General features: G+C 66.0%; 26 protein-coding genes and 1 pseudogene. 13 read left to right on the forward strand and 14 right to left on the reverse strand.

Translation table 11 applies throughout. The annotated features are described in order from the left end of the window. Positions 1-6: 6 nt before the first annotated feature. The 11 genes from AC1Q6P_RS02445 to AC1Q6P_RS02495 all read right to left on the reverse strand — a co-directional run bounded on the left by AC1Q6P_RS02445 (position 7) and on the right by AC1Q6P_RS02495 (position 11,677). Positions 7-360 carry a hypothetical protein gene (locus AC1Q6P_RS02445; protein WP_492662884.1) on the reverse strand — a complete coding sequence of 118 codons (354 nt, stop codon included), beginning with the start codon at positions 358-360 and terminating at the stop codon, positions 7-9. Between the two features lie 110 nt (positions 361-470). Continuing rightward, positions 471-2,426 (reverse strand): phage major capsid protein, encoded by a 1,956-nt coding sequence (locus tag AC1Q6P_RS02450; protein WP_492662885.1) that lies wholly within the window; start codon positions 2,424-2,426, stop codon positions 471-473. Continuing rightward, positions 2,423-4,045 carry a phage portal protein gene (locus AC1Q6P_RS02455; protein WP_492662886.1) on the reverse strand — a complete coding sequence of 541 codons (1,623 nt, stop codon included), beginning with the start codon at positions 4,043-4,045 and terminating at the stop codon, positions 2,423-2,425. Before AC1Q6P_RS02455 ends, AC1Q6P_RS02450 begins: the two co-directional genes overlap by 4 nt. A gap of 2 nt (positions 4,046-4,047) precedes the next feature. Next, positions 4,048-4,569 carry a hypothetical protein gene (locus AC1Q6P_RS02460; RefSeq protein WP_492662887.1) on the reverse strand — a complete coding sequence of 174 codons (522 nt, stop codon included), beginning with the start codon at positions 4,567-4,569 and terminating at the stop codon, positions 4,048-4,050. A 24-nt stretch (positions 4,570-4,593) separates the two neighbouring features. Then, the gene (locus AC1Q6P_RS02465) at positions 4,594-6,900 is read right to left on the reverse strand and encodes a terminase gpA endonuclease subunit (RefSeq protein ID WP_492662888.1); all 2,307 of its coding nucleotides are present in this window, start codon (positions 6,898-6,900) and stop codon (positions 4,594-4,596) included. Further along, positions 6,875-7,369 carry a hypothetical protein gene (locus tag AC1Q6P_RS02470; protein ID WP_492662889.1) on the reverse strand — a complete coding sequence of 165 codons (495 nt, stop codon included), beginning with the start codon at positions 7,367-7,369 and terminating at the stop codon, positions 6,875-6,877. The genes AC1Q6P_RS02465 and AC1Q6P_RS02470 overlap by 26 nt, the downstream gene beginning before the upstream one ends. A gap of 215 nt (positions 7,370-7,584) precedes the next feature. Then, positions 7,585-8,343 (reverse strand): hypothetical protein, encoded by a 759-nt coding sequence (locus tag AC1Q6P_RS02475; RefSeq protein ID WP_492662890.1) that lies wholly within the window; start codon positions 8,341-8,343, stop codon positions 7,585-7,587. A 140-nt stretch (positions 8,344-8,483) separates the two neighbouring features. After that, on the reverse strand, positions 8,484-8,912 hold the full coding sequence (locus AC1Q6P_RS02480; protein ID WP_492662891.1) for a hypothetical protein: 429 nt from the start codon (positions 8,910-8,912) through the stop codon (positions 8,484-8,486). Continuing rightward, positions 8,912-10,348, reverse strand: coding sequence for a replicative DNA helicase (locus tag AC1Q6P_RS02485; protein ID WP_492662892.1), 1,437 nt, complete (start codon positions 10,346-10,348; stop codon positions 8,912-8,914). Before AC1Q6P_RS02485 ends, AC1Q6P_RS02480 begins: the two co-directional genes overlap by 1 nt. Next, the gene (locus AC1Q6P_RS02490) at positions 10,345-11,208 is read right to left on the reverse strand and encodes a helix-turn-helix domain-containing protein (RefSeq protein ID WP_492662893.1); all 864 of its coding nucleotides are present in this window, start codon (positions 11,206-11,208) and stop codon (positions 10,345-10,347) included. The genes AC1Q6P_RS02485 and AC1Q6P_RS02490 overlap by 4 nt, the downstream gene beginning before the upstream one ends. A gap of 121 nt (positions 11,209-11,329) precedes the next feature. Next, the gene (locus AC1Q6P_RS02495) at positions 11,330-11,677 is read right to left on the reverse strand and encodes a hypothetical protein (RefSeq protein WP_492662894.1); all 348 of its coding nucleotides are present in this window, start codon (positions 11,675-11,677) and stop codon (positions 11,330-11,332) included. A gap of 59 nt (positions 11,678-11,736) precedes the next feature. Between AC1Q6P_RS02495 and AC1Q6P_RS02500 the strand changes: the two genes are divergently transcribed. Continuing rightward, entirely contained in the window at positions 11,737-12,045 is a 309-nt protein-coding gene (locus AC1Q6P_RS02500) for a hypothetical protein (RefSeq protein WP_492662895.1), read from the forward strand. Positions 12,046-12,069: 24 nt separating this feature from the next. Continuing rightward, positions 12,070-12,192 (forward strand): hypothetical protein, encoded by a 123-nt coding sequence (locus tag AC1Q6P_RS02505; protein WP_492703042.1) that lies wholly within the window; start codon positions 12,070-12,072, stop codon positions 12,190-12,192. 53 nt (positions 12,193-12,245) lie between these two features. On the opposite strand, the gene AC1Q6P_RS02510 is transcribed toward AC1Q6P_RS02505, so the two are convergent. Beyond that, positions 12,246-12,761, reverse strand: a complete 516-nt coding sequence (locus AC1Q6P_RS02510; protein ID WP_492662896.1) for a phage regulatory CII family protein — start codon at positions 12,759-12,761, stop codon at positions 12,246-12,248. Between the two features lie 89 nt (positions 12,762-12,850). Then, positions 12,851-13,156, reverse strand: coding sequence for a YdaS family helix-turn-helix protein (locus AC1Q6P_RS02515; RefSeq protein WP_492703044.1), 306 nt, complete (start codon positions 13,154-13,156; stop codon positions 12,851-12,853). 34 nt (positions 13,157-13,190) lie between these two features. On the opposite strand from AC1Q6P_RS02515, the pseudogene AC1Q6P_RS02520 reads away from it, so the two are divergent. The 5 genes and pseudogenes from AC1Q6P_RS02520 to AC1Q6P_RS02540 all read left to right on the forward strand — a co-directional run. Then, positions 13,191-13,385: pseudogene (locus AC1Q6P_RS02520) on the forward strand (helix-turn-helix domain-containing protein); the annotation flags it as partial. Next, positions 13,386-13,727, forward strand: coding sequence for a hypothetical protein (locus AC1Q6P_RS02525; RefSeq protein ID WP_492663042.1), 342 nt, complete (start codon positions 13,386-13,388; stop codon positions 13,725-13,727). Beyond that, positions 13,724-13,978 (forward strand): hypothetical protein, encoded by a 255-nt coding sequence (locus AC1Q6P_RS02530; RefSeq protein WP_492662898.1) that lies wholly within the window; start codon positions 13,724-13,726, stop codon positions 13,976-13,978. The genes AC1Q6P_RS02525 and AC1Q6P_RS02530 overlap by 4 nt, the downstream gene beginning before the upstream one ends. 244 nt (positions 13,979-14,222) lie before the next feature. Next, positions 14,223-14,732, forward strand: coding sequence for a hypothetical protein (locus AC1Q6P_RS02535; RefSeq protein WP_492662899.1), 510 nt, complete (start codon positions 14,223-14,225; stop codon positions 14,730-14,732). 123 nt (positions 14,733-14,855) lie between these two features. Beyond that, a complete protein-coding gene (locus AC1Q6P_RS02540) occupies positions 14,856-15,152 on the forward strand; it encodes a hypothetical protein (RefSeq protein WP_492662900.1) in 297 nt (98 codons plus the stop codon). Positions 15,153-15,160: 8 nt separating this feature from the next. Here AC1Q6P_RS02540 and AC1Q6P_RS02545 read toward each other — a convergent pair whose 3' ends face one another. Continuing rightward, positions 15,161-15,559, reverse strand: coding sequence for a hypothetical protein (locus AC1Q6P_RS02545; RefSeq protein WP_492662901.1), 399 nt, complete (start codon positions 15,557-15,559; stop codon positions 15,161-15,163). Positions 15,560-15,651: 92 nt separating this feature from the next. On the opposite strand from AC1Q6P_RS02545, the gene AC1Q6P_RS02550 reads away from it, so the two are divergent. The 6 genes from AC1Q6P_RS02550 to AC1Q6P_RS02575 are packed head-to-tail and all read left to right on the forward strand — an operon-like array spanning position 15,652 to position 18,553. Next, a complete protein-coding gene (locus AC1Q6P_RS02550; protein ID WP_492662902.1) occupies positions 15,652-16,014 on the forward strand; it encodes a hypothetical protein in 363 nt (120 codons plus the stop codon). 26 nt (positions 16,015-16,040) lie between these two features. Beyond that, positions 16,041-16,817, forward strand: a complete 777-nt coding sequence (locus tag AC1Q6P_RS02555) for a hypothetical protein (RefSeq protein WP_492662903.1) — start codon at positions 16,041-16,043, stop codon at positions 16,815-16,817. Then, positions 16,818-17,222 (forward strand): hypothetical protein, encoded by a 405-nt coding sequence (locus tag AC1Q6P_RS02560; RefSeq protein ID WP_492662904.1) that lies wholly within the window; start codon positions 16,818-16,820, stop codon positions 17,220-17,222. It begins immediately after the preceding gene. Between the two features lie 20 nt (positions 17,223-17,242). Further along, the gene (gene stbB / locus AC1Q6P_RS02565) at positions 17,243-17,953 is read left to right on the forward strand and encodes a StbB family protein (RefSeq protein ID WP_492662905.1); all 711 of its coding nucleotides are present in this window, start codon (positions 17,243-17,245) and stop codon (positions 17,951-17,953) included. Positions 17,954-17,982: 29 nt separating this feature from the next. Beyond that, positions 17,983-18,279: a DUF6874 family protein gene (locus tag AC1Q6P_RS02570; RefSeq protein ID WP_492662906.1), complete on the forward strand. Its 297-nt coding sequence runs from the start codon at positions 17,983-17,985 to the stop codon at positions 18,277-18,279. 22 nt (positions 18,280-18,301) lie between these two features. After that, positions 18,302-18,553: a hypothetical protein gene (locus AC1Q6P_RS02575; protein ID WP_492662907.1), complete on the forward strand. Its 252-nt coding sequence runs from the start codon at positions 18,302-18,304 to the stop codon at positions 18,551-18,553. Positions 18,554-18,558 lie beyond the last annotated feature (5 nt).

Raw genomic sequence — 18,558 nt, forward strand, 5'->3', positions numbered from 1 at the left:
CATGGCTTAGGAGGCCTTGCCGTCAGCACCCTTGCTGTCAGCCGGCTTGTCTTCGGCCGACTTGGCAGCGGGCACGACACCGGCCGCCTGCAGGGCGGTGGCCACGGCCGCCGCGACGGTGGCCGCCAGGCGCTCATTCGCCTGGGTGGCCGGGTCGCCCGACTTGGCCTGCTCTGCGGCGCGCTTGGCCGCCGCCTTGGCGCGGGCGGTGTACTCATCCACCAGCTCCTCGGTGGCCACACGCACCTTGCCGGCCGCCGCCAGCTCCATGGCCAGATCGGCCGGCACATCGCGCAACACAGCGCCTTCCGGGATGGGCTTGCCATCGATGCGGGTGGGTTCGATGACGATCAGAGTCACCGGCTTTGCGTCTTGCTGAAACATAGTTAGCTCCAAAAAGGAAGCCCGCGCAGGCTGCACTCAGCCAGGCGGGCATTCAGGGGAAAAACGAGAACGAGCAGGCGCAGCGATCAGCCGGCCAGCGCGTCATCCATCACGGCAAAGTCACCCGCGCGGCGGGCGCCGACATCGACGTAGGCATTCAGGATGAGGCGATTCAGGCCGTTCGCGGCCAGAGTCACTTCATCCAGCAGCAGCTCAATGGCTCCGAACTGGGCCATAACCAGCATTTCCCAGTTGCTGCCAAAGGTCAGCGAGCTGCAGATGCCGTTGCTGGTGCCCTTGGTCAGGTTGTTGGGCACCAGATTGGTCACCTCGGCGCGATAGCCGTTGAGCGGGGTGTTGCCGTTCTCCCAGATGAAGGGCAGATTTGCTGCCTTCTGGGTGGTCTTGAAGATGCCACGCGTGCGGGTGTTGATGAGGTAGCCGCTGCGCGCATCAGGCTCGGCGTTGACGTTGGCACAGGCGCTTTCCAGCGCCACCGCATGCGCCCAGGTCGGGGCGGCGCCGTTGACGCCGCCGACCACCGAGCCCACGCCCGCGATATTGCGCAGGCCGCGCGGCTGATTGGCCGCACCCGAGCCATTGAGCGCTGCCGTCTCGAACTGCAGCTGGTACTCGGCCAGCACATCCTGCCGCAGCAGCGGCTCCACGGCCATGGCCGACTGAATCACGGCCTGCTTGCTGAACTCGACCACACCGCCGATGCGCTTGGGAGACAGACTGACCTTGCCGGTGTTGACCTGGGTGGTGGCAGCGCCGGCCACTTCGGTCAGCCAGCCCAGCGAGGTGCCCGACACCTTGCGCGGCAGATCAACGTTGCCAGTCAGGCCAAACAGCATGGTGGCACCCAGGCGCCCCATGGCCAGGCGATTGCGCAGCACATCGGCAAACATGTCATCGCGCAGCGTGGTGGGCACCAGGTTGCCCGCCTCGGCGGCGTTGCCCACGTTGAATGCACGGCTCATCACATCCATCGGCAGCAGCAGACCGCGCGAGCCACCGCCAAACTTCTTGGCGGCAGCCTCGCTGGCCTCGCGCTCCAGGCCAGCGCCCTTCCAGTCGCCAGTCACCATGGCGGCCACGGCGCGGGCGATGCTGTAGCGAGCCACATCCTTGTCGCCCATGCCGATGTGAGCATTGCGGGTGTCGCTGTGCTTGTTCTTCATTCGCTCAATGACCAGCTCTTGCAGCTTCTCGGGCGCGTGGCCATCGCGGCAGGCCGTCTGCACATCAGCGATGCCGATGTAGGCGGCGTACTTCTCGCCCAGGGCCAGCAAGGCATCGCGGCGGGCCAGGTCTTGCGCGGCAGCTGCCACGGGGGTGGGGTTGTTCTCTTCCATGGATCGGGTCTCTTTCGGAGTTGCGGGAAGGGTTGAAGGAAGCGCCGAGAGCGGCGCCTGATGAGAGAGAGGGTTCGCGTCAGCACTGCGGCCGACGCCTACAGAGTGGTCTGCAGGGACGGTCACCATGGACAGCTCATAAGGCTCCCAGTCGGTGATTCGGTAGGTGCGAATGCCGTCTTCTTCGGACTCCAGCACCATCGCGGACACGGCATAGCCGACCGAGACATGCCGCAGCACACCGTTTCGGACCTGCTGCCAGCGCTTCTCGGCCTCTTCCGAGGTGTCGAAGCGAACGACCGCACGGCAGACGCGATCGGCGCCGATGCTGACGCTCTCGACCACACCGATGAGGCCATCGCGGTTGTGGTTGAACAGCAGCGGCGCGCCATCCATGAGCCGCGCCAGGCGGATGCTGTCGGTGGTGCAGTCCAGCACCTCAAAGCCGAACCAGCGCGGATAGGCTTCCTCGCTGGCCCAGGCGATCTCGACGGTGCGCGCCTCTTCGTTGATGGCCTCTTTGTTGACCTTGGCATAGGTCCGCAGCACATCCGCTGCATGCAGACGCGCAGCGAGTTGCTGCGGTGTTTCGCCTACCGGCGCCGACAGCGCACGCTCGGCCACGGCAGGCCCGGCCACAGCCAGCGCCGCTGCCACAAGGGCAGCGCGCGTTAGATTGGTCATTGCTCGACCTCCTTTGTTTCTTCTTCTGACGATTCGTCAGGATCAGGCGCGGCCGGGTCCGCAGGGGATGGACGCGCCCCGGCTGGTGCCGCGCCCAAAGTGACGCCGTGCGCGGCCAGGATTTCGTTTTCCTGGGCCAGCTCGGCCACGTTGTCTTCAAAGTCGCCGCCCTTGGCTGCGACCACCTGGGTGCGGGTGACAAAACCCTCTTCGCGGGCGATGCGCGCCGCGTTGACTTCCTTGAGCGGGTCCACCCAATCCCAGCCGCGCCCCCTGAACTGCGCACCGCGCAGGTACTTGTCCAGCTTGGTGGCTGGCAACGCCGCGCCGCTGGGCAGGCGAATCGCGCCCGCCAGCAAGCTCAGCTGCAGCCACTCCCGAAACACCGGCACCACCCAGGCACCGATGAACCAATGGGCCACGCCACGCCAGCCGTCGCGCTCGGCCAGCTCGGCGATGCGGGCCGAGCTGTAATTGACCTTGGTCATGTCGCCCGACAAGTTGTGATGGGCGACGTTCAGGCCGGCAGCGATGTCCTGCTTCACGGCTGTGGTGAAGGGGCCGAATGCATCGCTGGGGTATCTGGGATCGAAGCCGACGAACTTCACGCCAGGCGGCAGCAGATCGACGGCCCCAGGGCGCAGCTCTTTGCTCAGCTCGCCATCGGCATCAGGCGACACACCCAAATCTTCAGGACTGAGCGGGCCCCCCTCCCCGGGCGACTGCTCCAGAAAGCCCATCTGACTGGCACCAGCACGAGCCGCGAAAACCGCCGACTCGCTGAAGCCAGCCAGCATGTGCGAGCCCAGCAGCACGGCATGGGACCAGGGCACACCACGCGCCTGCTCAGGATCGATGGCGACGAAACCATGCAGCACATCGGATGCGGGCACGCGGTCCGCGCTTCGCATGCCGCGCGCATCCAGAGGATTGGCGCGCAACAGGTGGTAGAACTCGGCGCGCCCAACGCTGCTGCGCTCCACGCCCATGACGACCTCATTGCCGTTGCCCTGCGCGTCGGTATTGGCGTTGACATCCAGGCGATCTGTGGCGAGCAGCTGCAACTGGTAGCGCCACTTGTTGGACGCCCCTCGCAGATGGCGCCCCAGAAACTCGCCGTCCCGAGCCACCATCTCCAACTGCAGCTGACAGGCCGCCGCAAAGCTGAACTTGCCCGAGGCGTCACAGTTGCCCGCTTCGCAGAACTCGCTCCAGGCGGCCTCAATCGCGTCATTGGCCAGCTTGTCCAGCTGCCACTTGTAGCCATCCGGCCCCTTGACCCAATCGCCGCATTGCATACGCAAGGGGTAGCCGGTGGGGCCGACGCCGCCTGTCTTGACCAGATTCAGGAAGCGGCGGCCCTGGCCCGTGTTGCGCGACCAATGCCGGCTGCGCGCTTTCAAGGTGGGCAGAGCCCCGCGCAACAGGCTGTTGATGGACGCATCCCAGGTGGGCCAGCCTGCCGCCAACACGGTGGACTGCGAGGCCGCAAAGCTGCGCTGCTGCATGCGGCCCACTGCGGACTGAACACCGCCAGACGCACGGCGGGCCTCCATGGCAGCCCGGAACTCTTGCAGGATGACGCTACCCGGTTCCTTAAACGATTTGAACCCGCTCATGGTCAGCGAGTCCCGAAGTAGATGCGGCCGCCCTGCGGGCGCCCCTCTTCGCGGTCCACTTGGCGCTGCCAGTAGCTCACCACACGCAGCACATCCTGGGCGCTGTTGAACTCTTGCTCACGGTCGGCGATCTTGTAGCGTCGCCGCGTGGGCGACCAAGCAGCCATGGCGGCCTTGGCATCGTCCAGCGCGCGCCGGGCCTGGCTGCGCGTATCCAGCCCAGGGCTGGCCTGACGCGGATCAGGCAAGACCTGGCACTGACCCTGGGCGACGGTGCAGACGTTCACACCATCCGTGGCGCTGCAGGCCCAGGTATAAGCGCCGGGCGCCCAGCCGGCCGTAGTCGCCGCCGACACCCGCGCCCGATGACCGGAGCCCTCGGGCGTGGTGTTGAAGCGCAAGACCGCCGCAGCTTTGTCGCGCGGGATCAGCACAAAGCTGAGCTGCCAGCCCGCTGACGGTGGGTAGGCGGTGCGCGACTCCAAGAAGCTGAGCGTGTCGCCCGCAATGAGGGTGGGATTCATGGTTTCTCTCTCCAGGTTTTGCAGCTATTTCCAGCCGCGCACAAAGCTCTGCTGCGGCTGCCGCCGAGGCGGCGGCCTGGGCACCGAGGCCCCATGGCCACCAAAGTCAAAGACCGGCAGCGACACATCAAGCCCGGGCTCGGGCTCGGGCTCTACGGGTTGCGCTGCGGTTGCGCTCGGGTTGCACTCGGTTGCGCTTGGTTGATCTGCGCTCGCTTCTGGTTGCTCTGGCGTTGCGCCGGGTTGCGATTCGTCACCAATGCGGTGAGCCTCGTCACCAATGCGGTGAGCCTCGTCACCAGCCCGGTGAGCCTCGTCACCAGCCCGGTGAGCCTCGTCACCAGTCCGGTGAGCTTCGTCACCAATTCGGTGAGCTTCGTCATCAGTCCGGTGAGCTTGGTCATCAGCCCGGTGCGTTTGCTCACCGCCAGGGGCAGGGCCTGCCTCAAACAAGTCAGGGTGGCGCGGCTCAAAGAGCCGCTCACGGGCGCGCCAGACCGCCTCGGCGTGCTGCCCGCTCATCGTGTAGAGGTAGGCGGCGTAGGCGTACACCTCGCAGTCCCAGGCCTCATTGCGCACGCCGCTGGGACACTCCCACCAGAGCACGCGATTGCCGCTCTTGCCGTCCTTGCGCCACACCCGGCGCTCGGCGCGAATCTGCTTGTAGTAGTCCTCGCCGAAGCCGAGGGGCATGTGGTAGTAACCGCCGCCCTGCTCGGGTATGGCCAGCCGGCCATCAATCAGGTTCTTGATGGCCTGAGTGCCGACCCAGCGCAGCTCCGCGCCACCCGGCACCGGCTTGCCACGCCAGGTGTACTCATACGTTTTGGGCCGCCCGAGCTTCGGGTGGTCATAGGCTTTGGCGCCCCGTATCGCAAACCAGTGACGGCCGCGCAGCTTGGCGGCCCGCGTGAATGCGTAAACGTCTTCAGCGTGGTGGCCGCCTGCATCAATGGCCGCCGCGTCAATGCGCATCACTTGCCCGCTGGCGTGCGCAATGGGCGACTCCAGCAGCTGAGCCAGCTTGGCCCAGGTTTCAGGCTGCGACGGGCTGCCGAAGATTTCTCCGTGCCAGACGCCCCAGCTCTCCTCGCCACGGCCAAAGGCACGGACCACAACCGCCAGGCGGTTGTCCTGGGTATCGACACCGGCCACGGCCACCAGCCCCTTCTGAGGGCAGCTCATCAGCGCGTAAGCCTCGGCGCGCTTCTTCAGGTCATCAGACCCGACTTGGTTGCGCACCGTCTCGCTGTAGGTCTCCCCCAACATGTTGTTGGTGAAGGTCTTGAGCTTGTTCTCATCGCCCTTGGCTGCCAGCCAGTCAATGACCAGCTGCGGCCACGGCCGCCAGCCGAGAGGCGCGCCCAAGGCATTGAGGCCCAGCCAGCTGGCCACACCGGGCTCGCCCACGGCCGTGGCCTCCCAGTACGCCAGGCCGGCCGCTTTGGCCTCCTGCTCGGTCATGCCGGGCGCCCGGTCCGCGTAGTTGCGAGCCTTCCACTCGGCCTCGGTGCTTTGCACACCGCATGAAATGCAGCTGTAGCGGGCGCTGTCCGGGTCGCCCTCGGTCCATTTCACCTGACCCCAGACCAGCGTCTGGGCGTGCCCGCAATCGGGGCAATGCATGAACCATTTGCGCTGATCGCCGCGCTTGACCTGGGCCGCGATGTTGCTCGCCCCCTCAACTGTGGGCGTTGAGTCGCCGTAAATCTTGGCCCTGCGCCCAAAGTTGGCGGCCCGGGCCATGGCCAGGCTCAGCGTGCCGCCCTGGCCATCGATGTCAGCCGGGTATTCGTCGCACTCCTCAAACTTGATGTAGCGATAGGTCGCCGACTTCAGCGCGCCTACGCGATTGGCGCCGACCAGACGCATGACGCCGCCTGGGAAGCGCTTGCGCAGTTTGGTGTTGTTGGCGCCCTTCTCATCCGCCGAGCGGATGCGCTTGCGCAGCTCTTTCGTGTTGAGCCGCATCGGCTCAAACCGGCTCAGCTCCCACTGCTTGCCATCGTCCAGAGTAGGGAACACCACCAGCAGCGAGCCGGCAGCGGCACATATCCAGGCGCCAATCATGTTCTCGCCCGACACCGAGCCGCCCACTTGGTGGGGCTTCTGCCACCATCCCTCGCGGAACGAGCTGCCCGGCGACATCGTGCGCTGGATGTCGATCAGGTAGGGCGTGCGGGTGTTGCGGAACGGGCCGGGCTCGGGCGTGTCAGGCGGCAGGATGCGGTTGTCTTCGGCCCACTGATCCACCAGCACCTTGGCATCGGGCCTCAGGGCCTCGGCGATCTGACGGCGAACGTCATCAATGGGCTTCCTGGCCCTCCTCATCGTCGCCGTCATCGTCTTGGTCCTGCATGACGCCACGCGTCAAGATTTGGTCTGCAAAGATGGACAGGACCCGCTCCAGCTCATTGGTCACGATCTGCTCGCACATCAGAGGATCTGTCTCGACGCTGAGTGCGTCCTTGGTCCGGGCGCCGATGTGGCCCAGGCTGTCGCGCAAGGCGCGAAATTCCGTGTAGCGCAGCCGCGCCACCTCTTGCTTGTCCACCAGCTGGCCGCGCTCTTGCTCCAGCTGCAGGGCCTCGCGGTCGCGCCTGATCTGTTCTCGCTCGGTGCGCGCCTTTTTGTAAGCGGCATCGTCCGTGGCCTGCGGCTCATCGTCATCGGCGCCGCCTGGGCCATCGACAGGCGCCGACTGACGCGCCGACACATCGACGCGGCCGGTCTTGGTGCGGCTGACATCGAGATTTGCACTGCGCCAGGCCTCGGCGGCCTCGTATGAGTCCACCGGCATGCCCGCTTTCACGGCCTTTCCGACCGCCTGTTTGCTGATCCCGAGCAGCTCACCGAGCTGGGAGTAACTGAGCTTGCCCATCCGTCTACCGTCAACCGTCCACCGTCAACCAAGTTAAGAAGCCACCGAAGGCATTTACGACCTGGCCCGAATGACCCCACATCGCCAAAAGCCCGGGAAGGACCCAAACTGCACCAAAATGCAGCAGCCCGGGCTCAACGCGGGGCATAGGCCGAGGCGCGGACCTGAGCGATGGCTGCACGGCGCGCATCCGGCAGCGCATCCAGCGCCGCTCGGTTCGCAATGGCCGTGAAGTCGTAGCGAGGCCGATAGGCCACCGCCTGTTTGAACAAGAACACCGGCAGGATGCCCCGCCCGATGAACTCGCGGATGTAGATGCCAGGGCTCAGGCCGCCACCGGCCTTGGCCACGAAGTAGCGGCCGCCCGCCCGGCGCTGCGCGCTGATCTGCTTGCGCGCATCGGCAGGCATGTTGCGAGTGTGGCCAGCTGTCAGCGTGATGCGCAGCTGGCTCAGTATCTGGATGATCTGCCCGCGGCTCGGGTTGCCTGCAGCATCGCGCTTGCAACCAGCCCCGGGCACACACTGATAGCCGGTCGGCATATGCCCCGCCATCTGCAGCGCCTTCTCAAAGCGCTTGACCCGCCGAGCGCCGCCCGACACCTGAGGCGACAGATAGACCGCCGCAGGCGTGGCCATGCGACTGGCCGCCATATCGTCCTTGAACCAGACTTCAGCAGCTGGCCGCGCCAGTGTTGCCTTGCGCAGGAAGAGCGAGCGCATGGTGTAGGCGGTCGGCCGGTCCAGCACTTGAGGCAGCGCCTGGACCTGCGCCGCCTTCACGGCCTGCGCCACCTTGGTGGCGGTCAGTACACCAGCAAAGCGCACCTGCCGGTCAGACTCGCCCAGCGCAGCCCGCACGGCGCGCATGTCCAGGTCATACGTGAACTTCACAGCGCACCCAATCCACCAAGGACAAAAGGAAACGCCCCGGCAAGCCGCGAAGCTCACCGGGGCGTTACCGCCTCTCTGCACCTACTCTCATGCCCCCGAGGATCAGCGTTGAACGCGCCAATCCCCAAGGTGCCTGAACTCTAGCGCTTTGTGATATTCCCTAAAACTACCGACTGCAGGCGGGCACCCACGGCCTGCTTGTCCTGCCGAGCCTGGGCGAGGTCGGCCAGCCAGTTGCTGATGCCCTTGTGCGCCCGGCAAACCCTGGACCGCACGGTGGCCACGGGCACGGCCAGAGCCGCCGCATGCTCTGGCATGCCGCCCCGCCCCAGGTAGACCACCTCCACCGTGCGGCGCAGCTCAGACGGCAGAGCCAGCACGGCCCGGTCTGTTTCCTCGGCCTCAATCGCCATGGTGGGAATGGGCACCTCATCATGCGGCCCTCGGGACACCCCGGCCAGCGCCGCAATCATGTTGACCGAGGCAAAGCCCAAGCCACCCACACCCGGCCCGGCCTTCCAGCGCGACCAGTTCAGCAGCCGCCGCTCCATGTCTTCCAGCTTCTTCATCAGCTGAGCCCTCCACCGCCATAACCACCGCTCTTGGCGGCACCCGACCCAGGCCCAAAGCTGGGCACCGGCCCGTCCCAGTTCTCAAACCGCTGGTAGGCCCCAGCGAAGTAGAGATTGACCACGCCCGTCTCACCGTTCTTGTTCTTGGCCACGTTCAGCTGCGCCCACTGGGCGTTTTCTCCCGTCTTGCGCCGCTGGGCCTCCCGGTGCAGCAGCATCACGATATCGGCCGCCCCCTCAATGTCGCCGCTGTCTCGCAGATGGTGCATCTGCGGCAGCTGTCCCATCGGCATTTCATCGGCCTTTCGACTGAGCTGCGAGAGCAGCAGCACGGTCACATCCTCATCCTTGGCCAGCCGCTTGAGCCCGTTGCTGATCTCACCGAGCAGCTGGTTTCGGTTTTCCTTGTCGCCCGTCATCAGCTGCAGGTAGTCCACCACCACCAGCTTGAGCGGCCGGCACTGCTCGCCATGGCGCGGCAGCAATGCCCGCTTGGCCTGCTGCACCTTGCGCCGAACATCCCCCAGCGTCAGGCCCGCTTGGTCATCCAGCAGCAGCGCCCGCTCCTGCAGGCTATCGGCCGCCTCGGCCAGGCCCGACCACATCCTGTCTGGCTCTTTGGCATGCACCGGATTGCGCAGATCGGACAGATTGACCCGGGCGAGGTTCGCCACGGCGCGGCTGCACCAAGTAGCCAGCGAATCCTCCTGGGTCAGCAACAGCACACCCCAGGACCGCGCCACATGCAAAGCGATGGTGCCGGCCTCGGCCGACTTGCCCATGCTGGGCCGAGCCCCCAGCACGATCAAGTCCCCACCACGGATGCCCCCGCCCAGCTGCGCATCCAGATCGCGCAAGCCAGTCTCGACCATCGACACCCGGCCCTCCACCAAGTCCTCCATGTGCTGCATCAGGTCTTCCATCGCATCGCGCACCGGCACCGGCCCGCGCTGCTCGCGCCGCTCGGCCAGGCGCAGCAGCTCGCCCGTGGTGCGGCCCACAATGGCCGCCACATCATCGACCTGATCGCCCAGGGCCTCGGCCATGGCCGCCGCATGCAGCTCGGCCGCTACGCGCAACAGCTCGCGGCGGGACCACAGCTCTGCCAGCCGCGTGGCGTAGTAGCCCGCGCTGCCCGTGGCTGGCACGCACTGCGCCAAGTCGTTGAGGTAGGCCAGCTCATGCCCGCCCGCATCGAACACGGTCACCACATCGACCGGCCGGCGCCGGGCAATCAGGCCGCGAATCGTGGCGTAGATCGCTGCATGCTCGGGGTAGTACCACACCGCCCGCCCGGCCAGCGCAGGCTCTGCCGCCTCCCAGGCAGCCATGCCACCGACCAGCAGCGCACCCAGCAGCGATTGCTCCATCTGCTCGCTGTGCGGCGGCACCATGGCTGCGCCGCGTCGGCCTTCTTCGCTCCCACCGCTCACGCCGCAACCTCCCCGGCCGCCTCAAAGAATCGCTGCGCCTGCAGCCCCTCGGTGGTCAACACCGCGCCGCCCTCGGCCGTGAAGCGCCAGAGCCGATAGGCGCAGGACTCCACCGACTCCCGGAACGCCTGCCGCCAATCGCGGCGCCGCTTGCCCGAGCCCAGCCGCCGCCGCTTGAACTGCTGCCACGCCAGGGCCACCAGATCGGGCGGCAGCCCCACGCTCTCGGCGTAGGCAAACACCGGGTCAGTGCCCGGAATGGCCACCTCCTCACGACGCTTGCACAGCGCCAGCCAATCGGCCAGGGTCAGCAGCGGCCTGCCACCCTCCCCACCCCCTGAGCCGGCTTGAGAATCGCTCACAGAGGCCGGGTCCAGCCCCCGAGAGGGGGTTGGGGGAGTATTTGTATTTGTGCTGGCCTTCTTGGTAATTCGGGGGCAGCTGGTGCCGGGTTTAGTGTCGTCAGCTGCCGGGTTTGTGCCGGGTTTGTCTGGGCATTTACCGGCAGGCGGTTCCGGCTTTTTGGGCGGCTCCACACAAGCCACAGCCAGCTGCAAAGCCCCGGCCTGCAGCTCATACTCATTGCTGCGGCCACGGCCGCCGCCGCGCCGCGTGCGCAGCACACCCATGGCCTCCAGATCGCGCAGAGCGCCACGCACGCAGCGCTCAGAGAACGCCGTGCGCTCGGCCAGCCGCGCCAGCCCGGGCCAGCAGCAGCCGGCCTCATCCGCCATATCGCCCAGCTGCATCAGCACGCCTTTTTGCGGCGGCGTCAACCGCTTGCGCGTGATCGGGTTGAGCGTGGCCCGCGCCACCGCTCGCTTGACGGCCCAGCGGGCGTCTGTGGATTGATACGTCATCGTTGATGCATCCAAGAATCAAAGGACAAACCGACCCCCTGCAGGCCCGCAACGGACCACGCACAAGGTCAAAAATGAAAGAGAGAAGAAGGGAAGGCGCTACGGCGACACGGGCGCGCTCCTACTCGCTCGGGCCAGGCGCCCAGCGCCCCAAGGCTGCGGCCAGCTCGGCCGCGCCATCGCCACCAGCCTCTGCGGCCGGCTTCGACTTGCGCGCGCCGTACAGCTTGAGCGGGCGGCGGCTCCAGCGCGTGCGCTGCTCCCCCACCGCCTCAATCTCTTCGGATTGCTTCATGTTCTCCACGGCCTTGCGCACCAGGGCCAGCTCTGACGGCGCCCGGGTGTTGATGAGGCCGGCCGCCTCCAGCCGGGCAGCCAGATCGCGCCACGAGGCCGGTTCAACCTGCGCCGCGGCGGGTGGCGAGAAATACTCGGCCACCGCCTTACGAATACTTCCACGAGGACGCATGGCGTGTTTCCAGTCAGTTAGGCTCACGCCTCTTTGTCAACTTCGCCGGAAACTCGCCCATGCAAGAACTCAACAGCAGCCCGATTCGACTTGTCGGCATGGTTTGGTACAGCCTGGAGGACTACGCCCAAATCAAGGCCACCATGGCTGACGGCAACAACCTGCCGCCGACCTACTCCCAGTGGCGGCTCAGCGCCGAGCAAGGCGAACGCCAACTCCGCAGGCAAGGTCACCTTGTCGTCAGAGTGCCGCTGGATCTGGACGCCTTCCGGGACTTCTGCGCCAGGCGCGGCCATGACCTCAACTCCGAGGGCCGCCGCGAGTTCGCCGCCTTCCGCGCGAAAGAGATGCACGGCACAACCCATTGAGACAGGCCCACCCATCTCGGCCGCATGAGCCGCACTGATGAAAGCCTGCGCCGCATCGATCATGCGTTGCATGTGATAGGTGCTGACGCGCATGCGAACGACAGTTCCGTCAGGCATGTCGAAGGCCAGACCCATCGAGCCGTCTGAACGATCCACCGGCAAAACACATCGCCATGCGGCAGGCTGATAGCTCTTCGGAATCACAGCCCCACCCCCTGCCGCGCATTCAGCGCCGCATTCTTTGCCGACACCTCGTTGATGAGCCCCTGGCCAGCGACCATCAGCTCGCCCCAGGCCTGGGCCACGCTGGCCAGCTCCACATTCGTCACACGCCCGTCTTGCACGGCGTCGGAGTAAACCGCCACCAGCTCGCCAAACTCCTTGGCCATGGCCACCACCGTGGCCGCACTGGCCGCGTTGATCGCCTCGCCGGGCAACGGGATGGCCATATGGCCAAACTCCAGGCAGATCGCATGCATCAAGCGCACATCCCCGCTGCGCCGCATCGCCCGCAGCGCATCCACCAGCCCCAGCTTGGCAGAACTGCCCGGCCGCTTGGGCGACAGCTCATTGCGCAACACCCCGCGCCGCTTGCCCAGCAGCGGCCCGAGCTTGTCCACGCCACCCGCAAAACCGGCCGCCATCTGGCGCGCTGCCTCCATCACCCGCGCCCAGGCGAACTCTTCCTGGCTGGTGGTCATCAACTTCGGGAACATGTGTTCTCCCCCTAACTTGTTTACACAGCGGGGCAAATGCGCGGCCAGACAATGTGGCCATGTTTCGCACACCCACCCCCTTGACGAATTCAGTTCAACGGGTTACCCCGCAGGACATGCCAAGCCACATCCGGCCGCATGTCTTCGCACAGATGAGGCTTCCCAGCCTTGCGCGTTTCCTGCTCAATAAGCAGACACCAGTTTTCAGGCACGCGGGTGCGCAGCCATGCCTGGACGGTCTGCGCCCGGGCACCCGGAACGTTGAGCACCCGGGCGGCCGCGCTCGGCCCTCCAAGTGCAGTGATGGCGGACCTCGCTGCGGCCGCGGCAGTAGCTGGGATGTTTTTCATGTCGCCAGTATGCCAGTTTTTCTGATATCTCAGCGAGTCTTGCATTGCGCCAATCTCGGCACGCGGAAAACTGACTGGTATGTCAATAAACGCCCAGATTAAGAAGCGCCGCCTAGCTCTAGGCCTGTCACAGACGCAACTCGCTCAAGCGGTTAGCGCGCTGGAAGGACTATCTCAACCCCTTGGGTACACCACCGTTCAGCAGTGGGAGTCAGGAGCGACAGCCCCTAAACATAAGCGCCTGCAGTACGTAGCCGAGGCACTTCAGACCACCGTGCCAGAGCTACTCGGCCACAGCCAAGAGGAAGATTCGCCCGCGCCGCGAACGCCCTGGCCTCTGCAATCCACGACGCCTGAGCGACTGGCCCAGCTCCCGCAAGCCACCCTGGACCGAATCGACGCCTTCATCTGCGAGGCCGCAGGCCTGCCCCCGCCGATTGACTGGCGCCACACCGCCCGCTCGCTGGCTGCCGCCGTGGACATGCAGCTGCGCACCGACCACCACACCCAGTTTGTCAAAGCGCTGGAGCAGCACTTCGACAGCCTGGTCAGTGCCTCGCACGGCAACGAAACCCCACAAGCCACCCGATCCAAGCCACGCACCGCACGCACATGAACACGCCGCAACCCCAGAAAATCGAGATCAATGACCCGATGGAGTGCGACATCTATCTGGGCTCTACCCCCACCATCCCGGCCGAGGGCGCGGGCCGGGTGTGCCGGCAATGCGGGCACGCCACCTGGGTCAAGACCGAGCGCTGCATGTGGTGCGGCTTTGACCGCTGGGCCTCGCCCGCCAAGATCGGGATGGCCATCGCCCTGGCCCTGATCGTGGCCGCCCTCTGGGTCCGCCATCCGATGGCCTGAGCCCTAGCCTGCTTTCGTTACACTCGCCCGCTCAGGTAGGAGCTTGTAACGAAATGAAAGCAAAAATTTCACAATCCCAAGAGGCCGCCGCTGCCTTTGTCAAGAAAGTGTGCGCCCCCAGCCCCGCAATCCAAAAAGAGCACGCCGCACCAAGAGCGCCAGCAGGGATCACAATCAATCGGCCGAGTCGCTGCACCATCGTCATTGGCGGCCACCCAGCCCCGCGGAGCAGGCGAAGCAAAGCATGAGGAACAGCGACTCAGGGCGAACCCGTGCAATCGCGATTGCGACGATAGCCTCTCTGGCATTGGGAACCGCAGTCGCCATCCTCAATCGCGAGCGCATCGCAGAGGTGTATCAAAGCCGCGTCACTTACGCCCCGCACAAGCGTGCGCTACTCGACTCTTTGAAAGACCCAGATTCCGCCAAGTTCAGAAATGAAACTCTTCGCGGCAACTTCGTGTGCGGCGAAGTCAACTCGAAGAACGGATACGGAGCATATGGAGGCTACAAGCGCTTCATAGGATCGCGCGAGGGGCTGGCGACAATGGAGGGCGACACTACGGACGACATCAATTTGGACGCCTTGCCGTTGATTTTGAGAGGAAGCGTTATTAACGAGGCGCTCTCCAGAGAGGTCGCCTTACTTGAGCACCATGTCGCCCAACGCAAGTCAGGCGCCCAACTACCCCCCTTCCGAGCACCACCCGAGCTGACATTCGTCGCTGCATGGAAAGTGCTTTGCACCACGTAGTCACAGCCACTCACACAAGCGCCCAGGCAAGCCCTGGGCTTTTTTTTACCCACAAATATCAGATTTCCTTGCAATACTAGTTTTGCTGACATATGCTTGCGCCGTCATTCATCGGAGACGGCCATGCAGATCAACCTTTCACCTCGCCAGCTCAACCCCTTCGGCCACCTGAGCCGCCTCTTCCGCTGGTACGAACTCCGCATCCTGCGGTCCCACCTCACCGACCTGAGCGAACAGCTGGCCCAGCTGCAAGCCGGCATGGCCCTGGACCGCGTGGTGATCGCCGCGCACCGCAACCAGTGGCTGCTGACCCCCACGCTCGACGCACGCCTGCTGGCCGACCGCCGCCTGGAAGTGCAGCTGACCACGGACATCGAGAACGTGAGCCGGGCCATCGCCGAGCTGGAGGCCCAGCAATGAGCCGCCCCTCAGTGCAAGCTGGCCCCGGCGACGTTGCGCGCCTTGCTGCTGTCGATACCCAGGCCACCCATCAACACACGAAGCTCCGCGCCTATCTGCTCCGCACTCATTCGGCGCTTGCAAAACGCATACAGCAAATAGCCGTTGTCTTCCGGCTTCTCAAGCCCGCTGAATCGAATGAACAGCAGGCAGTGACTGCCAGCGCCGTGATCCACGATGGCGCCGACCCAAGGCAAAGCCGCACGCTTGGGGTCTTTGGCGGCAGGCCCACCCACGGCAAGAGCAGGCTCATCGAACAGCGATTCGTCGATACGACGCTCATTCGGGATTGCACGGATCGCCTCATCGTCATTCAGCTCGGCGCTCATGCCGACGCCGGCCAACCATCGATTCAAAACAGTAGTCAAGTCAACACCTCTAACAGTGAAATTGGGCGCACGATGTTAGCGCCGCCCACTACGCCCGCAGCCACTCTGCGCGCCAAGAAGGGAGGCCAAGCATGAAGGCCCGTCCCATCAGCGTGGCCGTGGCCAACGCACTGGCGCAGCTGGTGCTGGAGCGCGCCCGCGACCATCTGCGCATCTGCCGCGATCAGATCAGCGTGCCCGATGCCACGTATATGCGCGTGGCCAGCGAAGACATCGCCGCCACCCTGCTTGGGGCCGTCTGCGGAACCGAGCCTGAGCTGGAGCTGCGCCGCCTGCTCGGCGACGGCCGCCGCCACAGCGCGAGCTTTGGCCCCGCCATGCGCAACGAGGCCGAGCACCAGGCGCTCGCAGCCCGCACCGCCCGAGGCCAGAGCCGCCTGCGCGCCGCCCGTGCGCCGCGCCGCTACATCGACCACACCCACCCGCAAGACTGACCAAACCACCAGAAGGAGCAAGGGCCATGACGAACTATCGCCCCTGGACCGAGGCCGAGCTGACGCAACTGCGCGCCGAGTACCCCACATCGACGCGCGCCCAACTGGCCGCCGCACTGAACCGCAACCCTGACTGCATCGGCGTGAAGGCCCGCGCTCTGGGCCTGCAGCGCCCGGCCAGCGCACCGGCAGACCTGCAAGCCGAGCTGCACGAGATGCTGCAGGCAGCCGACAGCGAGGGCCGCACTGTCGTGCAGCTCAGCGAGGCCACCGGCCAGAGCTGGCGCCGCGTGTTTGACGCCCTGACCCGCCTGCTCGGCGCTGGTCAGGCCTTCCGCCACCGCTACATGAAAGCCGACCTGTACCACGCCACCGCCGCCGCCTGCGAGGCCGCACACGAACGCCTGCAGACGGCCCGCCGCGCCGAGCTGAAAGCCAAGCGCGCCGCCTACCAGCGCGACCGCGAGCGGCAGCGCCCCAAGCGCATTCGCACCACCAAGGCCAAGCCGGCCACCAAGCCCCGAAAGGCGCGCCAGCCCGGCCGCCCTGGCGCCGAGCAGATCGTGCACCAGACCGGCACGCTGGCCCCGGTGCGCATCACGGCGCGCGGACCCGCCTACCTGCCAGGGCCGATGCACATCCCCGCGCATGTGACGGTGCAGCGCCACACACCCGCAGCAGCACAGCCCGAACTGAGCAGCGAAAGCCCAGGCTTCAGCCGCGCCCGCCCAGGCATCTACGGCCCAGGCCAGCAGCCGCGCAGCTGGGTGGCCGCAGCCCTCGGCGCCCGGCACGGAGCCTGAATGGACCTGGACCAGTGGCTGCGCGAGAACCAGCCCGAGGCACGCGGCCTCAAGGCCCACAGCCAAGCCCTGCACCAGCTGCGCAGCCTGGGCTACACGCAAGAGCAGATGCGCGCATGGCTGAAGACCCAGGGCCTGAGCGTCTCGCGCCAAGCCATCAGTAAATTTTTTTGCAACGCCGTGCAACCTGCGGCCACGCAAGGCAACCGCCCGCAACCCGAAGCAACCGCTAAGCAAACCACATGCAACCCATTGACGAACCGCAACGCCGCGCCCCCACCCGCGCCCGCCGAGCCGCTAACCCTCAAGGCACGCGCACAAGCCGTCGGCGACCGATACCTGCAGCAGACGCTCAGCCCCACGGCCACGCAGCTGCTGCAGACCTCCCCACCCCGCAAATCCTGACCACCACTCACGCCAAGACCATGAGCAACCTCAACACCATCGCCCTCATCAGCTACAGCGGCAACGCCGGCAAGACCACCCTGGCCCGCAACCTGTTCGCACGCCACATGCCCAAGGCCGCACTGCTCAGCATCGAGAGCATCAACGCGGACGGCCAAGAAGCACTAACCCTGCGCGGCAAGCAGTTCGCCGAGCTGCTCGACGCCCTGGCCCTGAGCGAGGGCGGCGTGATCGTGGATGTGGGCGCCAGCAACGTGGAAGACTTCCTGCAGCGCATGACGCAAACGCGCCGCTCGCACCAGCAGTTTGACCTGTTCGCCGTGCCCGTCATGCCGGGCGCCAAGCAGACCCGCGACTGCATCGCCACCATCGAAGCCCTGGCCGCCATCGGCGTGGAGGGCAGCCGGGTGCATGTGATCTGCAACGGCATGGACGCCACCGACACGCTGCAGACCGCTTTCGGCCCGCTGCTCGCCTACCTGCAGGACACCGGCCGCGCCCGCCTGAGCAATTGCCACATCAGCGACAGCGAGGCCTTCAGCCGCTTGGCTTCTGCAGGCCTGACGCTGAGCCAGGCGCTCGACATCGACGCCCGCCAGCTGCAAGCCGAGCTGCGCGCCGACACCACCCCCGAGGCTCGCTTGGCCGCCAGCCGCAGCCTCGCGCTGCACGGCCTGGCCGAGTCGGCCGCCGAGGAGCTGGACGCGATCTGGCAAGACCTGACCGCCTGAACTCCTGACCTGGGCAACTGGAGCCAACCATGAGCACACCGCAAGCCATCAGCTTTGAAATCCCCCGCGAGGACACGCAAACCATCCGGCAAATCGTGGACCGCGCAGTTGCGTTGGCGAACTGCCACGGCACCGAGCTGGACCGAATGAGCCTTCACATGGACATCACCGCATGCCATGCAAACGGCTGCCCGCTCAAGTTGCGCGAGCTGCTGGAAGCAGCCGAGGACTTCAGCTTTGCACACGATGTCTTTGGCATCAGCCGGCACATCGACCGCCGCACCGGGAAGCTCACCGACTGCTTCCTGCCCCGCTACAGCGCCTGAGCAAAACCGTAGGAGCACCGACATGATCGGAACCACACCGACCGGCACCATCCCTGGCGCCATCATCAGCGCGGTGGCCCATGAGGGCCTCACCGTCACCGTGAACGGCCGGCCGGCCCGGCTGGCCATCATCACCGAGGATGGCCAGATCGTGGCCAGCGGCCCCGAGGTGGCCCGCGAGGCCAAGGCCGTGGCCAACACGGCCCTGCAGAACATGTGGGCAGGCAAGGGCTGGCTGCGCGAGCTGAGCAAGCCCATCCCGCTGAACGGATGAGGACC

The organism is Roseateles sp. GW835-FHT13E02, assembly GCF_058794035.1.